The sequence below is a fragment of the Halomicrobium sp. HArcht3-1 genome (assembly GCF_058933345.1).
The window spans coordinates 19,569-36,631 of record NZ_JBZYDM010000009.1 but is presented as its reverse complement, the minus strand read 5'-3'; the positions used below and the strand labels follow the sequence as shown (position 1 = coordinate 36,631).

Genomic DNA, 17,063 nt, shown 5'->3' with positions numbered 1-17,063 from the left:
CGACGACCCGACGGCTTGCCGGCGTTACGTCGCAGTCGGCCGGTTCATCGCCAGTTACCGCGGTCGAGGACGAACCCGGAGACGTGGGAGGCGAGCTGTCGTGCCCCACGTTCGGTGTGGGCGTGGAGTTCGCCCGAGACGTGGCCGGCTTCGCCGCCGACGCCCTCGGCCTCCGAGATCGGATCGGTGCCGGTCGGATACGATCGGCGCGAACGGACCCGGTCACGCAGCGACTGGACCGCGTCACTGGTCAGGCGAGCATCGAGATGCTGGAGATCGTACCGGACGATGTACCCCCGTTCGGCGTCCCGGACTGCAAGGACCGGCTGGCCGCGATCCCGGCAGCGTTCCCAGACCGCACGCTGTTCGTCGCGCGTCTCGTAGACCGGCACGTTCGACGGTGCCAGATGTTCCATACACCCAGTATATGGGGTCGGGCAGTGATGTGGCTGTCGTCCGTTTCACTGACACTACTTCAGCGTCGCGTAGCTCAGGACCCCGACCGCAACGAACTGCAGGCTTCGAAGGACCAGCACGGCCTGCTGGACGTGTGGATCGCCGGCGTAGAGACTCGACATCGAGAAGAAGAAGTACACGGCCATGGCGTTCTCGGCGAGCATTGCGACGGCGAACACGACCAGTCCGCCGACCAGCGGTGTGCGAAACGTCGAGTAGTTACGCACCCAGATACCGATCAGCGGTAGCAGGAGCACGACGTTCAGCGCCGCGAGTGCCGCTGCCGCCTGAATGAGAGGTCCCATCGCCATCAGTCGATCCGCTCCACGATGTCCTCGAAGGTGTCTCGATTGCGCTCGAATCGGTCGGTCAGGAAGTACAGTTTCGCGTAGTCGGTGTCGCCCGGTTCGACCACGTCGTGTTCGACGAGCAACTCCATGTGGTGTCGAATCGTCTTGTAGCCCACGTCCAGTTCGTCGGCGAGTTCGTTTGCGTTCATGGGTCTGTCGGAAAGTGCGTCGATGATCCGTGCGCGATTTTCCCCGCCTCGGGTCGCAGTCAGAAGATACCAGAGGGCCTTTTCCATCGCATCATCTTGACGACACTGCAAACGGCTCGATTATATGCCTATTCATCGCGTCCGACGAACGCAGGCCGACCGTCGGGCGTCTCGACGGCGAGTTTCGAACACCAGCAAGCAGTCGGGCCGCCGGACCGTTCCGTGAGCCGGCGGCGTCTCTCCGAACAGTGAGACGTGCTATCGTGGCTGAACGAGCAGCCGCAAGACTTCGCTCGTGTCGGGGTACTCGTAGCCATCGATCGACGAGATTGGGGTGACGACCCCGTCTTCGGCCTCGCCAGCGCCCGGCTTCGGCTGGCGCTGTACCTGATCGTCGCCCACGCCGGGTTCCTGATTGACCTCCGTGCCAGCGTCCCACAGATCGATGGACTCGGTGAGATCACCCTGCATCGGCTGGCCGTCCGTCTGGAGGGGGACCCCGGTCGCCCCGCCGAGTGCGTAGAACAGGTCGTTCGAGGGAACGAACATCGTCACGAGCGACAGCGAGAGCGTGCTCGGGTCCATCCGGTCGGTCTCGAAGTCGTAGGATCGGTTGGGCAACAGCGGCCCCGGCTCCTCGCTCCCGGCGGGAACCGCCTGTACGCCAGCGTCGTGTACCGTCGAGCGCTCGGTCAGCGAAGCGACGAGTGAACCGGGGGAGCCGTCTTCGGCCACCTGCTCTAGACCGTTCCCACGAGCGGGTTCCTCGGCGCTGAAGATCGGTTCGTCGGCTTCGTGGACGGCCCAGACGACCGGCGACAGCGGGACCGGCTGGGTCGCCGCGTCACCGTCGGCACTCGTTTCGAGCGTGGTGGCAGTCGAAACGTTTGTCAGCCGAACGTTGAATTTGAGACCCTCCGAGTCACTGCTCGCGACGGCCGTCCCGCTGGCACCCAACAGGGCCGCGCCAGCCCCCGCGACGAACGTTCGGCGCGAGATTCTTCGATCGCTCTGTACAGCAGTCGTCGGCGTCGTATCGTCAGTCATGAGATGTCAGTGCCGGATGGCACAGTTCGGCCATCGGTGATTAAATAAAAGAGTATTTTTCAGAAATTATTCCAGCTCTGGATAGACTCTCTTCCAAATTCGATCCAGATACCCACGTCGTGTCGTCGCTGTCGATGTGGTTCCGGTCGTTGCCGAGCCGGTCACACAGGTATGGCCCGACGAATCGCGCCGTCGGACTTTCGATCGGCTGTCTCAGACCCTCTCGGCCCGAGATGCGGGGCCGGAGCCACCGACGAGGACCGACAGAACGCGCCGAAGCGCCGAACCCAGCAGAAAGCTGCCGACCGCGACCGGGACACCGATCACCAGCGCGACCGCGGCAGCCACTCCGAGCGCGTCGGGCAGCGAGACGACGGTCGTCCCCCAGTGATACGTGACCTCGGTGCCGTAGCGGGTCACCGCCGCACCGAACACGGGCGCGGCGACCAGCAGCGTCGTCGGCACCAGTCCGGAGTTGAGCGCGGCACTGATCGTCCCGAGCGCGAACAGCGCACCTGCCGCGAGGAAGACGGCAAGTCGGGGGTTCGTCCCGTTCCACGTCCCGCGCACCCACGCTTCGAGCGTGGCGAACTCGACGGTCGAGCCGACCCACCACGCCGTCGCGAGTGCGAACAGGGGCGTCAACAGGACGATCAGAAGTGAGACATCGAGTCGGCGACCGAGCATCGCGTCGCTGACTGGGCCGGTCAGGCCACGCTTGACCGGTCCAGCGAGGATCGCTCGGCTCCGTGTCCGAAACCGTCGGAAGAGTGATTTCGACAGTCGCCACGCGCGGCCGAGAAACTGCCACAGGCGTACTGTCGTCGTCTGAAACACTTCCCACAGGCGTGTCGTCGTCGTTCGGAGCACCGACAGCGTCCAGAACAGGACCCCGACGAGCAGGGACAATCCGGTTCCGAACGCGGATCGGAGCGCTGACGGTTGGAGGGCCATCACTTGAAATACTGACATCCAGCCGAATAGTGTTTTGGGATCGATCCGACCCTACTCGACGGCCGAAAGCGCATCACCCATGATCGCGAGTGCCTCCTTCAGCGTCTCGACACTCACTGGATAGGAGATGCGAGCGTAGCCTGCGCCGTGCTCACCGAAGGCCTCGCCGGGGACGATCACGACCCCGCGTTCGATGCACTCGTCGACGAACCCGTCGGGAACCTTCGGCATCGCGTAGAAGGCACCCTCCGGCGTCGGACAGTCCAGTCCGATATCTTCCAGTCCGTCGAGCAACACGTCACGGCGCTGCTGGAAGGACTGGCGCATCTCCTCGACCACGTCCTGTGGACCTGACAGGGCAGCCTCGGCCGCGAACTGAGCGGGGGCACTCGCACAGGCCTGTGCATACTGGTGGACCCGCAGCATGCGCTCGATGCGCTCGGTACTCCCGGTGACCCACCCGAGTCGCCAGCCAGTCATCGAGTAGGACTTCGAGCAGGCGTTGACGACGACGACGTTGCCGCTGTCGTCGAACTCGGCGGGGGTGCGATGCTCGCCCTCGAAGACGATGTGCTCGTACACCTCATCAGAGATACAGAGCACGTCGTGCTCGGCGGCGATACGGGCGAATTCGCGCATGTCGTCGGGCGACTGGACCGCGCCCGTGGGATTGGCCGGACTGTTGACGATAAAGGCCGCCGTGTCGTCGGTGATCGCATCCTCGACCGTCGCGGGGTCGAGCGTGAGGTCCTCGCGAAGCCCCACGGGTCTGGGTGTCCCGCCAGCGAGGTGGGTCAGGGCGTCGTAGGAGACGAAACCCGGATCGGGAAAGATCACTTCGTCGCCCGCACTCCCGGACTGCGACCGGTCGTTCGCGGAACGGTGTCCCGCGCTGTCGACGTGGGCTTCCAGCGCGATGTGCAGGGCCTCGCTGCCGCCCGAGGTGGCGATGATGTCCTCGGGGTCCACGTCGAGGTCGTTGTCCCGAGCGTGCTTGTGGGCGATAGCCTCCCGTAGCTCACGGGTCCCCTTGTTCGAGGTGTAGGCGTCGACTGCACCGGACTGGATCGCGTCGATGGCCGCCTGCCGGGCGTTGTCGGGCGTCGGGAAATCCGGCTGGCCGAGACCGAGATTGATCGCGTCCTCGCCCGCGGCCTCGAAGACCTCCCGGATTCCGGAGATCGACACCTGCTCGACTCGACTGGAGAACTGTGTCATACCTTGTGGACGGTGTCGGGGGCCGATAACTCTTGATGATGCTGGCGAAGAGGTGTCTCGCCCGGAGCAGTAGCGAGAGAGACTGTGCCCGTCACAACGCTCACTCGCGTTGTCGCGTGCGCTTACCGTCGCACCAACATTGCGACGCCGCCGCCCCCGCCAACGCTCATCCCCACCACACCCCGGTCGTGGTCCTCGCGTTCCATCGCGTGGATCAGGGTCGTCGTGAGGATGCCCCCGCTGGCACCGATCGGATGACCCATCGCGACCGCGCCGCCAAGCGGATTCAGCGCCTCCTCTGGAATGGCGAGTTCGTCGCGGGCCAGCACGGTCTGGGCGGCGAAGGCCTCGTTGAGTTCGAAGTGGTCCACGTCACCGGGCGAAAGGTCGTTGCGTGAGAGGAGGATGTCGACGGCGTCGATCAGGGCCAGACCGAACTCCGCGGGGTCGCGGTAGGCAACGGCGTAGTCGACGACGTGGGCCATCGGACCAAGGCCGGCGTCGGCGGCGACCTCGGCGTCGGCCAGCAGGACTGCGCCCGCGCCGTCGGCCAGTTTCGAGGCGTTCCCGGCGGTGATCGTCCCGCCGTCCCGGAAGGCCGGCGGGAGGCTGCCGAGGCGATCCAGCGAGGTATCGGGGTGGGGACCCTCGTCTTCGGTGACGAGGTGGTCGTCGGCCTCGACGGGAACGATTTCGGGGTCGAAGACTCCCTCGTCGATCGCGGCCGCGGCATGACGATTACTGCGAAGCGCGTACTCGTCCTGGGCCTCGCGGCCGATGTCGTACTCCTCGACGAGACGCTCGGTGAGTTCGCCCATGTGGGCGTCGTAACCCACGTCCCACAGCGAGTCGTACACCATTGCATCGACGAGGTCCGTATCGCCGTAGCGTCGCCCGCCGCGCATGTCGCGCACGAGGTAGGGTGCGTTCGACATCGACTCCATACCACCGGCGACACACATCGTGGTGCGGCCGGCGTCGATACGGTCGACCGCCGTGGTGATCGCGCGCAGGCCCGACCCGGAGGCCTCGTTGAGCGTCGTGGCAGCCACGTCGTCGGCGAGGTCGGTCGCGACGACGACCTGCCGGGCGGGGACCTGTCCCACCCCGGCCTGCACGCTGTTGCCCAGACAGACCCAGTCGATTCGCTGGGTGCCGGTGCCGTTGCGGTCGAGCAGGCCCTGCACGGCCGTCTGTCCGAGGTCGACCGCAGTCTGGGCCGAGAGTGCTCCCAGTAGCTCGCCGTGTGCAGTGCGTGCGCCATCGATGAGGACAACGTCTCCCATACGAAAAGATGACGCTGAAGCAACATTATCGTTCCGTCGGTCGCGCAGGGTGCGAGCGCGTCGTCGCCTACTCGGTCGCTTCGCAGAGGTTCTCGATGTGCGTTTCCAGTCGCCGGAGGGCGGCGTCGGCGTCGTCGTAGCCACGGTCGTAGTCGGCGTAACAGGCGTCGGCTTCCGAGAGGAACGTCTCGACTGCGTCTTCGAGGTCGGTCATACGCGTCCTTTCACCGCGACCACCGGAAAGGCTACGGTTTGGCAGTGACCCGTCAGACATTTGCACGCTGCCGACCGACCGTCGGACGATGGACCTCGCCTTCGACGACCGGGCCGTCGTCCTTGACGACACGCTCGTGCTCGCGGACCTGCACGTCGGCAAGGGATCGTCGAACCTCGAACTCCCCGTCGGCGACAGCGGGGACACGCTCGACCGGCTCTCGGGCCTGCTCGACCGTCACGACCCCGCGGCGGTCGTGATCGCCGGCGACCTGCTCCACTCCTACTCGACGGTGCCCCACACCGTCGCGGACACGCTCGCGGCGATCCGACAGCGCTGTCGCGACCACGGAGCGCGCCCGGTCGTCACGCCCGGCAACCACGACACCATGCTCGATTCCGTGTGGGACGGGCCGACGACACCGGCCTACGAGATCGGCGACACGCTGGTCTTGCACGGCCACGAAGCACCGGAGACCGACGCCGAGCGCTACATCGTCGGCCACGACCACCCGACCATCGAGATCGAGGGCCAGCGCCGCCCGTGTTATCTCGTGGGCGAGGCCGTCTACGAGGGTGCCGACGTAGTGGTGCTCCCGGCGTTCAATCGCCTGCTGGCCGGGGTCCGAATCAACGAGATGCACACAAAAGAGTTCATGTCGCCGCTGATCCGAAGCGTCGACCAGTTCCGGCCGCTCGTCTGGGACGAGCACAGTCGCGAAGCGCTCGACTTTCCGCCACTGGGAGAATTTCGGCGCATGCTGTAGCGTTCGGGAACGGCAGATATTTGAGCGATCCCGATGGACGACCGAATATGGTTGCGACCAACGCTGCACTGGCACTCATCGCCACGACGATCGTCGTCCTCGCGCTGCTGACGCTGGCGACGATCTACTACGTGCCGAAGGTGCTGTCGATAGACGACCACGACGAGGAGCACGACCACGAGGGAAATGAGCAGCCGGCCGGTGGCCGCCTCGCCTAGGCCGGACGCTCCGACACCTGTTGTCCCACGTTAGAACTCGGCCACCGTCTCGGCCGCGACCCGTCCGCTTTCGAGCGCGCCCTGAATCGACGACCAGCGGGTGTAATCGCCCGCGAGTGCGACCGCCCCCTCGGGTGCGTCGACCGCAGGCAGTCCCGCCTGAAATCCCGGCGACTGTGCGAACTGTGCGAAGTCGATCCGGTCGACACCGATGGGTTCGAGATCGGCGAAACTCGCGCCGGGGTACCACGAGGCCAGCGCCGCGCGGACTTCCTCGAACAGTTCGTCGTCGGTGGCGTCCTGCTGGCCGAGGAACGTGGCGCTGTACAGCGTCCGCCCGTCTGGCGCGTAGTCGGGCGCGACGCCGGACATCGGCGCGACCGAGTTTGGCCGGTCGTCGTCGGCGTTGAGGACGATCCGCTTGCCCATCGTTGGCCGGTGGCCCGAGGGGAGGGCGACGTGGAGGGTCACGCAACTCTGTGCCTCGGTCGTGATCGCCTCGACGCCGGTGAGTTCTTTCGCCGCCTTCGGATCGGTCGCGACGACCGCCGCGTCGGCCGTCAACGACTCTCCCCCCGCTTCGACGGAGACCGTCGCCTGCTCGTCGCCCGCGGGCGTCAGCGACTCGACGGCGGTCCCGGTCTCGATGGTGACGCCAGCCTCGCGGGCGCGCTCTGCCAACTGTGCCGAGATCGCACCCATCCCGTCAGCCGGGACCGCGGTCGCGCCCTCGCTCAGCATCTTGAAGGTGTACTCGAAGACGGCGCTGTCGGTCGACAGCGACCGATCGAGCGTGATCCCGCCGTAGAAGGGTGCGGCGAAGGCGTCGACGAAGTTCTCGGAGAAGCCCCGGTCGGCCAGATACGCCTCGATCGAGGAGCCACCGCGACGCATGATCTCCTCGACCGAGCGACCACTCAGTTCCCGCTGGAGGCGGAACACCCGGAGTTTGTCCCGGAACGTCACTTCCCCGTTGGTGATCGTCTCCAGTGCCGCGCTCGGATTTCGCAACGGGTCCGAGAGGACCGAGCGCGTGCTATCGCGTGCGATGGTCGCACCGGGCGAGAACCGCCGGAGGTCGAGCGCGTCGAGGTCGAGTTCGCGCCGGGCCGCGGGATAGGCGGGAAAGAGCACCTGAAAGCCCCGGTCGAGCGTGTATCCGTCGACCTCGCGCGACCGGACCCGGCCCCCGAGTTCGCCGCGTCGTTCGAACAGCGACACGTCAGCGCCCGACTCGGCGAGGTGGCGGGCCGCGACCAGTCCTGCGAGTCCCCCACCGGCGACGACGACATCCATATCCGGTCGTTCGACCCCGCCCACAAAAACGCCTCGGGACGGACGGGACCGATACACAGAGTCAAAGACTCCTTTGAGTGTCGCGTAACACTATAGCGGCTCACCAGAGACCACCATACATGTCCTCACTGCTGCCACTCGAACCGACACCGCCGTCGCGAGCGGATCGCGATATCGAGCCACGGCTCGTCGACTTCGAAGACGACGACGCCGAGGAGATACTCGCTGCCGTCTCCTCGACGACCGCACGTCGTATCCTCGGTGCGGCCTACGACGAGCCACGGACGGCGTCCGATCTCGCGGACGAGATCGACACGTCGGTCCAGAACGTCAGCTACCACCTCGACCGGCTCTGTGAGGCCGACCTCCTCGAAGTCGTCGAGACGTGGTACTCCGAGCAGGGCCGTGAGATGGCCGTCTACGGGCCGACGAGTACGTCGCTCGTGCTGTACACTGGGGCGAGACGGGCGACGCCGTCACTCGATCGTGCGTTGCGGCGCGTCCTCGGTGCGGTCGGTCTCGTCGGTATCGGCAGCGTCGTCGTCCACCAGCAGTGGTCGGCGCGGCTGGCGACACCGACGCGCCGAACTCTGACACCGACACAGGAGCCGACACTGAGTGAGACGCTGTCGCAGTTCGTCACCGGACCCGGCGGGACCGTGCTTTTGCTCGGCCTGCTAACGATCTGTGTGCTGTTCGGACTGTGGTACGTTCGGACCTATCGACCGGCACGAGAGAAGCAGGTCCCGGCATGAGCGTCACGGACTCAAAGAGCGCTTTGACTCTGGGATAGGACGATAGAATGCCCCCTCGAAAGACCTCGTATGAAACGGAGAACGTTTCTCGGAACGATCGGTATCGGCTTGGCAACGACCGCAGGCTGTGTGGCCAACACAGGGGAAGAGGCTGCTACAGGCTCGACCGGAACGACGGCGTCCGACGATGGATCGACAGCAGACACCGCGACAGAGACTCCCACCGAAACGGCGACCGACCAGCCACCGAACGGGACGCCCGTGGCGAGTGACGACGAGTACGAGCGCCGCGTCGGATCGGAAACGCTCACCGACACCGGGCTTCGACGCCCTCATCGAGTCACGGTCAGGAACCCGACTACGACGACTCGGACGGTCGCGCTCACGATCCAGCGCGACGGCGAGGACGTGTTCGCCGAGCGGTTCGCGCTCGAATCCGAGGCCGTCGTCGGCGTGACCCTGACCGACCTCGCCACGTACGACGTGCAAGCGGCGCTGCCGGGACACGACGCGACGGAGTCGGTCACGATCGGTCCCGATCTGTTCACCTGTAACGTCACGCGGACGGGGTTCGCCGTCGAGACCGACGGAACGCTCTCGTCGACATCGATCTCGACACTGATGGCCTGCCCCGGTGTCGAGACCGAGCAGGTCGCGGCCGACGCGACAGTCACCACCGCCGTCGACACCACTACCCCCTCCGAGGACGACCGCAGGGACGAGGTACTCGTCGAGAATCCAACCGCGAGCCAGCGAACGGCTCGCGTCATGGTCCGGCGCGGCGATCGAATTGTGTTCGACGGCTGTTACACCCTCGAAACCGGCGCGACGGCGCGGCTCACGCTCGACCAGACCGAGCACTACCGGATCGAGACGACGCTCCTCGGGACGGACGCCGTGGAGACAGCGACGCTTGACTGTAACAGCTCTTCGACACGGTTCGTCGTCGAACAGGACGGCACGCTGACGGTGTCGGGCACGTCGACGCGGATGGCGTGTGCCACCCCCACCGGAACGGAATCACGATAGGACGCCACCAGCATCGACGCCGGCACGGGCGAGCGGCGACCGCACAGCACAAGGGATCGCGGTCCCGAGGACCGGTATGGAGACGACCGCGGCCTTCCGCCACTTTGCCTGTGCCGACTGTGACGAGACGTTCACGGCCGACGCGATCGAGGAGCGCTGCCCGTCGTGCGGCGGCGTCCTCGTCGCCCGGTACGATCACGACGAGCGCGACGAGCCGACAGTGCCGCCGCTCCCGTTCGCCCGTACTCGGGTGGTCTCGATCGACGAAGGCGACACGCCGGCAACGGACTGCCCGACGCTGGCCGAGGAACTCGGCGTCGAGGGGCTGCTCGTCAAGGACGAAGGGCGCAATCCGACCGGTGCCGTCACCGACCGCGGACTCGCGGTCGCGATCACGGCGGCAACACAGTTCGGGGCCGACGACGTAGCCTTGCCGACGACCGGCAGCGGCGGCCAGTCGGCGGCGGCCTACGCCGGCCGCGCCGGACTGGCCTCGCACAGCTACGTCCCGACTCGGTCGCCGTTCGTCAACAAGGCGATGATCAACGTCCACGGCGGCGACATGAACGTCGTCGAAGGCCGCTATCCCGACGCGCAGGCAGCCTACGAGGACGGCCACGACGAAGCGTGGTTTCCGGTCGGTCCCGCGTCGCCGTACCGCTGCGAGGGCGTCAAAACGCTTGGCTACGAACTCCTCCTCGGCGAGGAGACGCCGGATGCCGTCGTCGTCCCGGCCGGTCACGGCATCGTCCTGACGGCGCTCCACAGCGCCATCGAGGAACTGGACGCCGTGGGAGTGATCGACGAGACGCCGACGCTGTACGCCGCCCAACCCGACGGCTGTGCGCCGATTGTGGACGCCTGCGGGACCGCCGACGACGTGGTGCCCGAGGATCAGCCAGACACCATCGTCGGCCCGCTGGAAGTGCCCGACCCGGCACTCGGTGAACACGCCGTCGCCGCCGTCGACGAGACCGGCGGCAGCGCCGTGTCGGTCGAGGATACCGAGGCACTGCAAGCAGCCGTCGACGCCGCGAGTACGTCGGGGCTGGAAGTGAGCGGAACCGGCGGGGTCGCACTCGCCGGTGTGCGCGCGCTCGCCGATCACTTCGCCGACGACGCGACCGTCGCAGTCGTCAACCCCGTCGCCGGGGCCAAAGAAGACGACCTGCTGCGCAGCCACCTGATGAGTCAGGGAATCTGACGGTCGGGTTCCTCAGTCTGCCGCGTGCTGTTTCGCCCGCGTATAGGCCTCGCGAACGCGCTTGAATTCGTCTTCGTCGCCGCCGTGGTCGGGGTGGACCTCTTTGACTCTGTTTCGATAGGCCCCCTTGACCTCCTCCAGCGTCGCCGACGTGGAGAGGTCGAGTTCACGAAACGCGGCGATAGTCGGATCGTACTGGGTCCGTCGCGCGCGCTCGTGGTCAGTGGTCGTCTGCTCGGTCCCGTATCCGACCTCCGGTGTCTCGAAGGGAAGCCGTGCGCCGAGTTGCCAGCCCGGCATCTCGTGTTCGACCAGCACCGGGATCGTTCCCGAGCGCTCGATCCGATAGAACGCGCGGGCGTCGAACGTGATCGCCACGTCCCGCTTCGGGAGGTAAAAGGCGACGTGCTGGCCTTCGACGAAGTGCTCCTCGGCGAACGGCTCCTCGATCGCTCGCAGATACGACCGGAGTTCCTCACGCCGGCGGTTCTCGCTGGTGTGGGCCGACTGGCTCGCGGCCGGCGGCGGAAAGAAACGGGCTGCGGCGAAAAACAGGCCGGCGACCGCGAGGCTACCGGCTATACCGAGTCCGAGTCCAACGACGAGCCACTCCGGCAGCGTCCCAAACTGCGCGAACACACCGTGGTATTGGGGGTCACTGATTAAGAATCGTTCGCCAGCGGACGGTCGAGTGTCTACCCGATGTAACGCAGGTCCTCGTCCGAGGGCGTCGGCGTGCCCTGTTCCATCTCCTGTATCTTGCGGACGACTTCCTCCATCTCGTCGGCCCGGTCTTCGAGCGCCTCGTAATCGATGTCGAACCCAAGCAGCGCCTGCAGGACTTCGAGAACCGCCTGCGCGCTCTTGGGGTCGACGAGATAGCCCGAGGTCTCACCCATGAGACAGGCCGCGTCGATGTCGCGGCGGCCACTCAGACCGAGCAGGAGACCGGAGACGCCGACGATGCCGCCGGCCGGTTCGTTCTCGCGGAACTCGACGCCCGCCTCTTCGAGGTCCGTGACCAGCGACTCGGTGGTCGACGCGCCGAGCACGTCGTACTCCTCGATGAGTTCCCCGGTCGGGACGCCGCCCAGCGCGAACACCGACGCGACGCCAAAGTCCTCGGCCACGTCGAGGAACGTGTCGGTCAGGCCGTAGTGGCCCTGATTGTCCTGTGCCTGATGGTCGCCCGAGAGGACGAGCAGGTCCTGTCCGTCCGCGACGGTGACCGCGTGAAACTCCGCCGAGGCGAGCTGTGTGACGCCGTCCTCGACGGTCACCTGCGGCGGGAAGTGCTGTGAGTAGACGCGACCGACCAGTTCACTGTCGAGTTCTTCGAGCAGGTGCTCGGCCGCGAGTTTGCCGACGTGGCCGACACCGGGCAGTCCCTCGACCAGAACGGGGTCTGTCAATTCGACTTCGGCGACTCGCTCGAATTCGAACTCGTCCATGGACCTACTCCCGGCGGCGGCGCTTAAGTGCGCGTCGATACTCACCGTAGGGGTCTTCGGGGTTGAACGGTGCTGGCGCGCTGTTGACGGCGTCTGCTCCACACTCCGGGCACGTCTCAGAAAGGGTGTAGACGGGCCGTTCGTGCTCGGATTTCCACGCCGAACAGACGTGAAGGTCGGCCCGCATCGACTTACTCGTCGTCAACGTTTCGCTCGCGGTGGAACGACGCCGTCCCACCGTGTTCCGAGACGACCGCACTCGCGCGGTCGGCGCTGGCTTCGAGTTCGGACTCGGCGCGCTTGTAGTCGGGCGCGCGGACCTTGATTCGGTACTCGGGCGACCCGACGTAGGTCACTTCCAGTTCGATCTCTTCGGGCACTTCACCGTTACCTTCGGCGGCCTGCAACGCCTCTTTGACGATCTCGACGCCGTCCCGATCCGGGCAGGTCAGATCGACGTAGCCCGTGACGTTGACGTAGGGCACCGAGACGTTCTCTCGGGCGGTCTCGACGATGGCCTCGATCTCGTCGTCGGAGAGATCGATGTCGTCGAGCGCCTCCGTCCCGTGGATAGCGGCGGCCTCGAAGCCGTCGTACAGCGATCCGAAGTCGGCGAGCAGTTCGTTCGCGATCGCGGCGTACTGCTCGTCGTCCAGGTCCTCGCCGAAGGCCAGTTCCATCCAGTTGTCGGCCTTCTGCTCGTTTTTCCACTCCTGGATCTTCTCTTTGCGCTGGTGGTCGTTGACGTCCTTGATCGAGAGGTTGATCTGCTGGGCGTCCTCGTCGACTTCGAGGATCTTGACGACGACCGTCTGGCCTTCGTTGACGTGGTCGCGGACGTTCTTGATCCAGCCGCTGGCGACCTCACTGATGTGACAGAGACCGCGCTTGTCCTCGTACTCCTCCAGATCGACGAAGACACCGAAGTCCTCGATCTCGTCGATCTTGCCGACGGCGAGTTCACTGGGTTCGGGCCAGCCGCTGTACTTCATCGCTGTTCGACGGTTTCGAGGACCTCACCCTCGATGGCCGCCTTGCCACCGGTGGGGCTGGCGAGCGTGTGCCCGCAAACCGCACAGGCGACCTCGGTGGCGGCCTTGCTGAAGACCGTCTGTTCGTTCTCACAATCCGGGCATTCGACGGAAAGGAAGCTTCCTGCCATTGTTTTAGTCCTGGAACTCCAGTCGGCCAGCGCGCCATCCCTCGCGGAGGTGGGCCTTGCCACAGTCGCTGCAGCGGTACTTGAGGTTCGTCTTCTTGGTGGGCTTGTCGCCACCGGGCACCTTCGAGAACTTCCCCGAGTTCCCGATCCCTTTGGAGTTGCGGTCTGCCTGACGACCGCCGATGTGAGTCATGCCCGAGGAACGACCCGAGCGGACCTTCTCGACCTCGTGTTCGTTGTGTGCGTGACAGTGCGGACAGTACGTGTTAAATCGGCGTGGCATCTGCATAGATATCGACCTTACGGCGAGGTTGCACAGCGGTGCTTAAAACCCCGACGGTTCGATGTCGCCCGGCCGTGCGACGCGCTGGCACGGCCGGCGTCGGTTCGGCCGGCCGTATCAGGCAAACAGGTCGACCAGCGCGAGCAACATCCCCGGAACGGCGATGAGGACGGCCCCAGCGACGAGCAGGAGCGCCGGCATCACGAGCAGCCCAGACTCGGTGAACAGCCACAGTCCCAGCCCCGCTAGGATCGCGATCAGGCCCACGAGGCGGAGGAACCAGACGATCGCTCCTTCGAAGCCCGAATTCGCCACCAGTTCGACGACTTCGAGTGCGTCGTCCATACGCAGACTACTGACGGTGCCAGCGTCAAAATAGCTGTGGCCCGACGAAATCGAGTGTCGATGCCGTCCACTGCTCCCGATAGCCTTCGAAGTCACTAAGTACGCTGTCGGCAAACGTCCGCGCATGAAGAAGCTCATCATCCACGGGGACCCCGGAATTCGGAAGGGTGCCGTCATCGAATACGACGGCGAGGAATACGTCTGCTTTGGCATCTCCCGACAGGGCGACTGGCACGGTCCCGAAGAACCACAACTGTGGTGTACGATCGGCAAACCGGACGAACGAGAGACCTACATGCGACGTGAGTTCATGGCGATGCACCTCGATACCGAGGACGTCGACGCCGATGCAGTCGAGGTCATCGAAGCCAAAGGGAGCGCGTAAGCCGACCGCTGTTTTCGACGCTGTCACCGGACACCGAACGCTATCGATTCTCCGCGAGATCGTCGTGGTCGACCTGATAGATCGTCACCGCAGCGTACCGACGGATCGGCTCGACGCCGTCGACCTGCGAGACCGTGATCCGGTCGTACTTCGCACGCTCGGCCGGACCGACGTAGACGTAGCGCACGTCGTACTTCGCCAGCACGGTGGCCTGCTGGCCCGGTTCGCCGGTGTAGATCGTTCGTACGTCCGAGAGTCGCTCCCGATACGGCTCGTCGCCGCGGTACTGTGCCTCGTGGAACCACCCTAACACCGTCGGTAAGCCGGTCAGACTCGCGGGCGCGCTCGATCCCTTCCCCGCCGATGGGTTCCAGCGATAGCCGCCGGGTGCAGCGGTGACGATCACTGGCCGGCCCTCACGGTCGTCGAGCCAGTGGATCGCTTCCGCCTCTTCGGGGTACTCCGATTCGAGGTAGGTCAGGCCGTCGAGTGTCGGATCGTCGGTGTCGAAGCTACTGGAGACCGCGAGCGGTGCGTACAGGCCTGCCGAGACGAGCAGCACTGCGAGTCCCCCGCGAACGACGGCCCCACGCAAGCGTTCGAAGTCGGTCGACGGCGTCCCGACGCGGTTCGTGAGGAACCACGCCAGTGCCGGACCGACGGCGATACCCCAGAGCACCCACACCTGCATGTACACCTTGAACACGGTGTTCATCCGCCCGGTGCCTTCCTTGAGGTAGACGAACTCGACGAGCGTCACCAGCCCGATGCCGGCGACGATCAGGACGGTCTCGAAGCCGACCAGATCCGATCCGAACGACGAGTCGGCGACATCCGTCCCGCCGTCGGACGTGGCTTCGTCGGTCTCGAAAAAGCGGCCGGCGTATCGATGGACGAGTGCACGCTCCCGAGAGAGGAGCCAGCACGCGCCGACGAGTGGCACGAACAGGCCCAGTGCCGCGAGGTCGGCGAGGCCGAAGACGAGCACGCCACCGACGGTGACGAGGGTGAGCTGGGTGGCTTGCTCGCCGAACAGCTCTCGGCCGCGCCCGGAGAGGTACGCACCGAACACGGCGAGGAACAGTCCGTGGACGAGCAGGAGTTCGACCAGCGACGAGCGGTCGGGCAGGGCGGATATCTCGCGCCCGCTCGCAGGACCGAGCCAGAAGGGCAGCGACCAGAGAAGTCCGAGCGCGACGACGCCGACGGCAACGCCAAGTCCGACGAGGAGGTTCGACCCTTCGCGTTGCAGACCCGTGCCGGGCAACCGATCGGCGGCCGCGTCGGGAAGCAACGTCCGGGCGTCCGCCGGGGCGAGAAACACCGTCAGGAGTGCAAGCCCGGCCGGCGCCGGGAACGACCACGTGTTCGTGACCGCCAGCAGGCCAGCGACCGGTGGGAGGACACCGAACAGGAGCAGTCGCCGCCGTCGAACCTCCCCCGCCGGCGTCTGGTAGTACGACAGGCAGACCGCGGCGGCCAGCACCAGAAACGCCGTACTCATCATGTGGGCGTGGAGGTCGCCGTTGAACCACGCGAAGAAGGGGAATTCGTTGATCGTCGGCGAGGTCGCCGACGGCCCGGCATCCGGGAACTGGAAGGCGAAGTCGACTTTGTCGTCGCTGATGATCCGGCTCGCGTCGAAGTAGCCGAAGTTCTCCGTGCCGGTCGCGAGGCCGCGCTGTTCGATGCCGAGGACGCCGGCCGTCCACGAGGCGAGCCCGTCGGGGAGTACCGACAGGAGGTATCGCCCGGGTGTCGAGAGATTGCTGGCGACCGCGACAGCGAAGACGCTCAGGCCGCCCGCGAGGCGGCGCGGCACCTGACGGTCGGCCGCGACGTTGCTGGCGACGCCGTAGACGGCCGTGACGAGCATCGCGTAGAAGCCCGAGAGTGCCAGATTGTACGCGAACCGGCCCGCCGTCCCGGTGATACGTGCGAGGATCGCTGCGACGAGGTGGCCCCCGTAGTAGTACGCCACCGGTTCGCCAGCGAACCACATGTCTTCCGGCGGCAGCGTCTGTGCGCGCAGGAGCGACTTCAGGAGTCCGAAGTCGAGCATCTTCTCGCCGACCGCCAGTGGCAGCGGCGCGATGACCGGATCACTCGCACCCAGCGGCACGGCGAACACGCGCATCCCGACCCAGAACAGGAACGCGATCGTAAACACGAGACAGGTCTCACCGATCCGCCCCAGATCGACTGACACGTCACGATAGCCCGCGAGCACTGTCAGACCGACGAGGACGGCAACGCCGAGCCAGACCCCGGCGGTGAGCGACACCCGGCCGACGAAGAACGTGACCAGCCAGAGCACCGTGATCGACAGTGGTACCGCGACACCGGAGCCGTAGTCCTCGAACCGGGGGAACAGCCAGCTCGCGACGACGCTGCCGGCGACCAGCAAGGCGAGATAGAGCGCGAGCCAGAGTGCGACGAGACCGTATTCCATCACTCGTGACAGTGTAACGATCGACTATACGTCTTTTGCACTG

At 65.9% G+C, this 17,063-nt stretch carries 23 protein-coding genes; 6 read left to right on the top strand and 17 right to left on the bottom strand.

The window, feature by feature from the left end; all coding sequences use genetic code 11:
• Positions 1–44: 44 nt before the first annotated feature.
• The 8 genes from AC5FRW_RS14885 to AC5FRW_RS14850 all read right to left on the bottom strand — a co-directional run bounded on the left by AC5FRW_RS14885 (position 45) and on the right by AC5FRW_RS14850 (position 5,674).
• Positions 45–416 carry a hypothetical protein gene (locus AC5FRW_RS14885; RefSeq protein WP_493569251.1) on the bottom strand — a complete coding sequence of 124 codons (372 nt, stop codon included), beginning with the start codon at positions 414–416 and terminating at the stop codon, positions 45–47.
• Between the two features lie 54 nt (positions 417–470).
• Positions 471–767: a DUF8036 family membrane protein gene (locus AC5FRW_RS14880; RefSeq protein WP_493569250.1), complete on the bottom strand. Its 297-nt coding sequence runs from the start codon at positions 765–767 to the stop codon at positions 471–473.
• The gene (locus tag AC5FRW_RS14875) at positions 767–1,042 is read right to left on the bottom strand and encodes an ArsR/SmtB family transcription factor (protein WP_493569249.1); all 276 of its coding nucleotides are present in this window, start codon (positions 1,040–1,042) and stop codon (positions 767–769) included. Before AC5FRW_RS14875 ends, AC5FRW_RS14880 begins: the two co-directional genes overlap by 1 nt.
• Positions 1,043–1,213: 171 nt before the next feature.
• Positions 1,214–2,002, bottom strand: a complete 789-nt coding sequence (locus AC5FRW_RS14870; RefSeq protein ID WP_493569248.1) for a spondin domain-containing protein — start codon at positions 2,000–2,002, stop codon at positions 1,214–1,216.
• A gap of 213 nt (positions 2,003–2,215) precedes the next feature.
• The gene (locus AC5FRW_RS14865) at positions 2,216–2,956 is read right to left on the bottom strand and encodes a DUF8071 domain-containing protein (RefSeq protein WP_493569247.1); all 741 of its coding nucleotides are present in this window, start codon (positions 2,954–2,956) and stop codon (positions 2,216–2,218) included.
• Between the two features lie 51 nt (positions 2,957–3,007).
• Positions 3,008–4,174, bottom strand: a complete 1,167-nt coding sequence (locus AC5FRW_RS14860; RefSeq protein WP_493569246.1) for a pyridoxal phosphate-dependent aminotransferase — start codon at positions 4,172–4,174, stop codon at positions 3,008–3,010.
• Between the two features lie 122 nt (positions 4,175–4,296).
• Positions 4,297–5,460, bottom strand: a complete 1,164-nt coding sequence (locus tag AC5FRW_RS14855) for a thiolase family protein (RefSeq protein ID WP_493569245.1) — start codon at positions 5,458–5,460, stop codon at positions 4,297–4,299.
• 67 nt (positions 5,461–5,527) lie between these two features.
• A complete protein-coding gene (locus AC5FRW_RS14850) occupies positions 5,528–5,674 on the bottom strand; it encodes a hypothetical protein (RefSeq protein ID WP_493569244.1) in 147 nt (48 codons plus the stop codon).
• A gap of 88 nt (positions 5,675–5,762) precedes the next feature.
• On the opposite strand from AC5FRW_RS14850, the gene AC5FRW_RS14845 reads away from it, so the two are divergent.
• Together AC5FRW_RS14845 and AC5FRW_RS14840 are read left to right on the top strand one after the other, a co-directional pair.
• The gene (locus AC5FRW_RS14845; RefSeq protein WP_493569243.1) at positions 5,763–6,440 is read left to right on the top strand and encodes a metallophosphoesterase; all 678 of its coding nucleotides are present in this window, start codon (positions 5,763–5,765) and stop codon (positions 6,438–6,440) included.
• Between the two features lie 47 nt (positions 6,441–6,487).
• Positions 6,488–6,658: a hypothetical protein gene (locus AC5FRW_RS14840; RefSeq protein ID WP_493569242.1), complete on the top strand. Its 171-nt coding sequence runs from the start codon at positions 6,488–6,490 to the stop codon at positions 6,656–6,658.
• A gap of 30 nt (positions 6,659–6,688) precedes the next feature.
• Here the strand turns inward: AC5FRW_RS14840 and AC5FRW_RS14835 are convergent, their stop codons facing one another.
• Positions 6,689–8,011 (bottom strand): NAD(P)/FAD-dependent oxidoreductase, encoded by a 1,323-nt coding sequence (locus tag AC5FRW_RS14835; RefSeq protein ID WP_493569241.1) that lies wholly within the window; start codon positions 8,009–8,011, stop codon positions 6,689–6,691.
• A gap of 62 nt (positions 8,012–8,073) precedes the next feature.
• Here AC5FRW_RS14835 and AC5FRW_RS14830 point away from each other — a divergent pair, with 62 nt between their 5' ends.
• The 3 genes from AC5FRW_RS14830 (at position 8,074) to AC5FRW_RS14820 (ending at position 10,942) form a co-directional block, all read left to right on the top strand.
• Positions 8,074–8,709 (top strand): ArsR/SmtB family transcription factor, encoded by a 636-nt coding sequence (locus AC5FRW_RS14830; protein ID WP_493569240.1) that lies wholly within the window; start codon positions 8,074–8,076, stop codon positions 8,707–8,709.
• Between the two features lie 129 nt (positions 8,710–8,838).
• Positions 8,839–9,738: a hypothetical protein gene (locus AC5FRW_RS14825; RefSeq protein ID WP_493569239.1), complete on the top strand. Its 900-nt coding sequence runs from the start codon at positions 8,839–8,841 to the stop codon at positions 9,736–9,738.
• 76 nt (positions 9,739–9,814) lie between these two features.
• Positions 9,815–10,942, top strand: a complete 1,128-nt coding sequence (locus tag AC5FRW_RS14820) for a threonine synthase (RefSeq protein WP_493569238.1) — start codon at positions 9,815–9,817, stop codon at positions 10,940–10,942.
• A gap of 12 nt (positions 10,943–10,954) precedes the next feature.
• Here the strand turns inward: AC5FRW_RS14820 and AC5FRW_RS14815 are convergent, their stop codons facing one another.
• The 7 genes from AC5FRW_RS14815 to AC5FRW_RS14785 form a co-directional block, all read right to left on the bottom strand.
• Positions 10,955–11,581: a J domain-containing protein gene (locus AC5FRW_RS14815; RefSeq protein WP_493569237.1), complete on the bottom strand. Its 627-nt coding sequence runs from the start codon at positions 11,579–11,581 to the stop codon at positions 10,955–10,957.
• Between the two features lie 56 nt (positions 11,582–11,637).
• On the bottom strand, positions 11,638–12,393 hold the full coding sequence (locus AC5FRW_RS14810; protein WP_493569236.1) for a proteasome assembly chaperone family protein: 756 nt from the start codon (positions 12,391–12,393) through the stop codon (positions 11,638–11,640).
• 4 nt (positions 12,394–12,397) lie between these two features.
• The gene (locus AC5FRW_RS14805) at positions 12,398–12,580 is read right to left on the bottom strand and encodes an RNA-protein complex protein Nop10 (RefSeq protein ID WP_493569235.1); all 183 of its coding nucleotides are present in this window, start codon (positions 12,578–12,580) and stop codon (positions 12,398–12,400) included.
• Between the two features lie 4 nt (positions 12,581–12,584).
• The gene (locus tag AC5FRW_RS14800) at positions 12,585–13,385 is read right to left on the bottom strand and encodes a translation initiation factor IF-2 subunit alpha (RefSeq protein ID WP_493569234.1); all 801 of its coding nucleotides are present in this window, start codon (positions 13,383–13,385) and stop codon (positions 12,585–12,587) included.
• On the bottom strand, positions 13,382–13,555 hold the full coding sequence (locus AC5FRW_RS14795; protein WP_493569233.1) for a 30S ribosomal protein S27e: 174 nt from the start codon (positions 13,553–13,555) through the stop codon (positions 13,382–13,384). The genes AC5FRW_RS14800 and AC5FRW_RS14795 overlap by 4 nt, the downstream gene beginning before the upstream one ends.
• A gap of 4 nt (positions 13,556–13,559) precedes the next feature.
• Complete coding sequence (locus AC5FRW_RS14790) at positions 13,560–13,844, bottom strand: 50S ribosomal protein L44e (protein ID WP_493569232.1); 285 nt, start codon at positions 13,842–13,844, stop codon at positions 13,560–13,562.
• Positions 13,845–13,955: 111 nt separating this feature from the next.
• Positions 13,956–14,183, bottom strand: a complete 228-nt coding sequence (locus tag AC5FRW_RS14785) for a hypothetical protein (RefSeq protein ID WP_493569231.1) — start codon at positions 14,181–14,183, stop codon at positions 13,956–13,958.
• A gap of 124 nt (positions 14,184–14,307) precedes the next feature.
• Between AC5FRW_RS14785 and AC5FRW_RS14780 the strand changes: the two genes are divergently transcribed.
• Entirely contained in the window at positions 14,308–14,568 is a 261-nt protein-coding gene (locus AC5FRW_RS14780) for an HAH_0734 family protein (protein WP_493569230.1), read from the top strand.
• Between the two features lie 40 nt (positions 14,569–14,608).
• On the opposite strand, the gene AC5FRW_RS14775 is transcribed toward AC5FRW_RS14780, so the two are convergent.
• Positions 14,609–17,020 (bottom strand): DUF2298 domain-containing protein, encoded by a 2,412-nt coding sequence (locus tag AC5FRW_RS14775; RefSeq protein ID WP_493569229.1) that lies wholly within the window; start codon positions 17,018–17,020, stop codon positions 14,609–14,611.
• Positions 17,021–17,063: the final 43 nt, after the last annotated feature.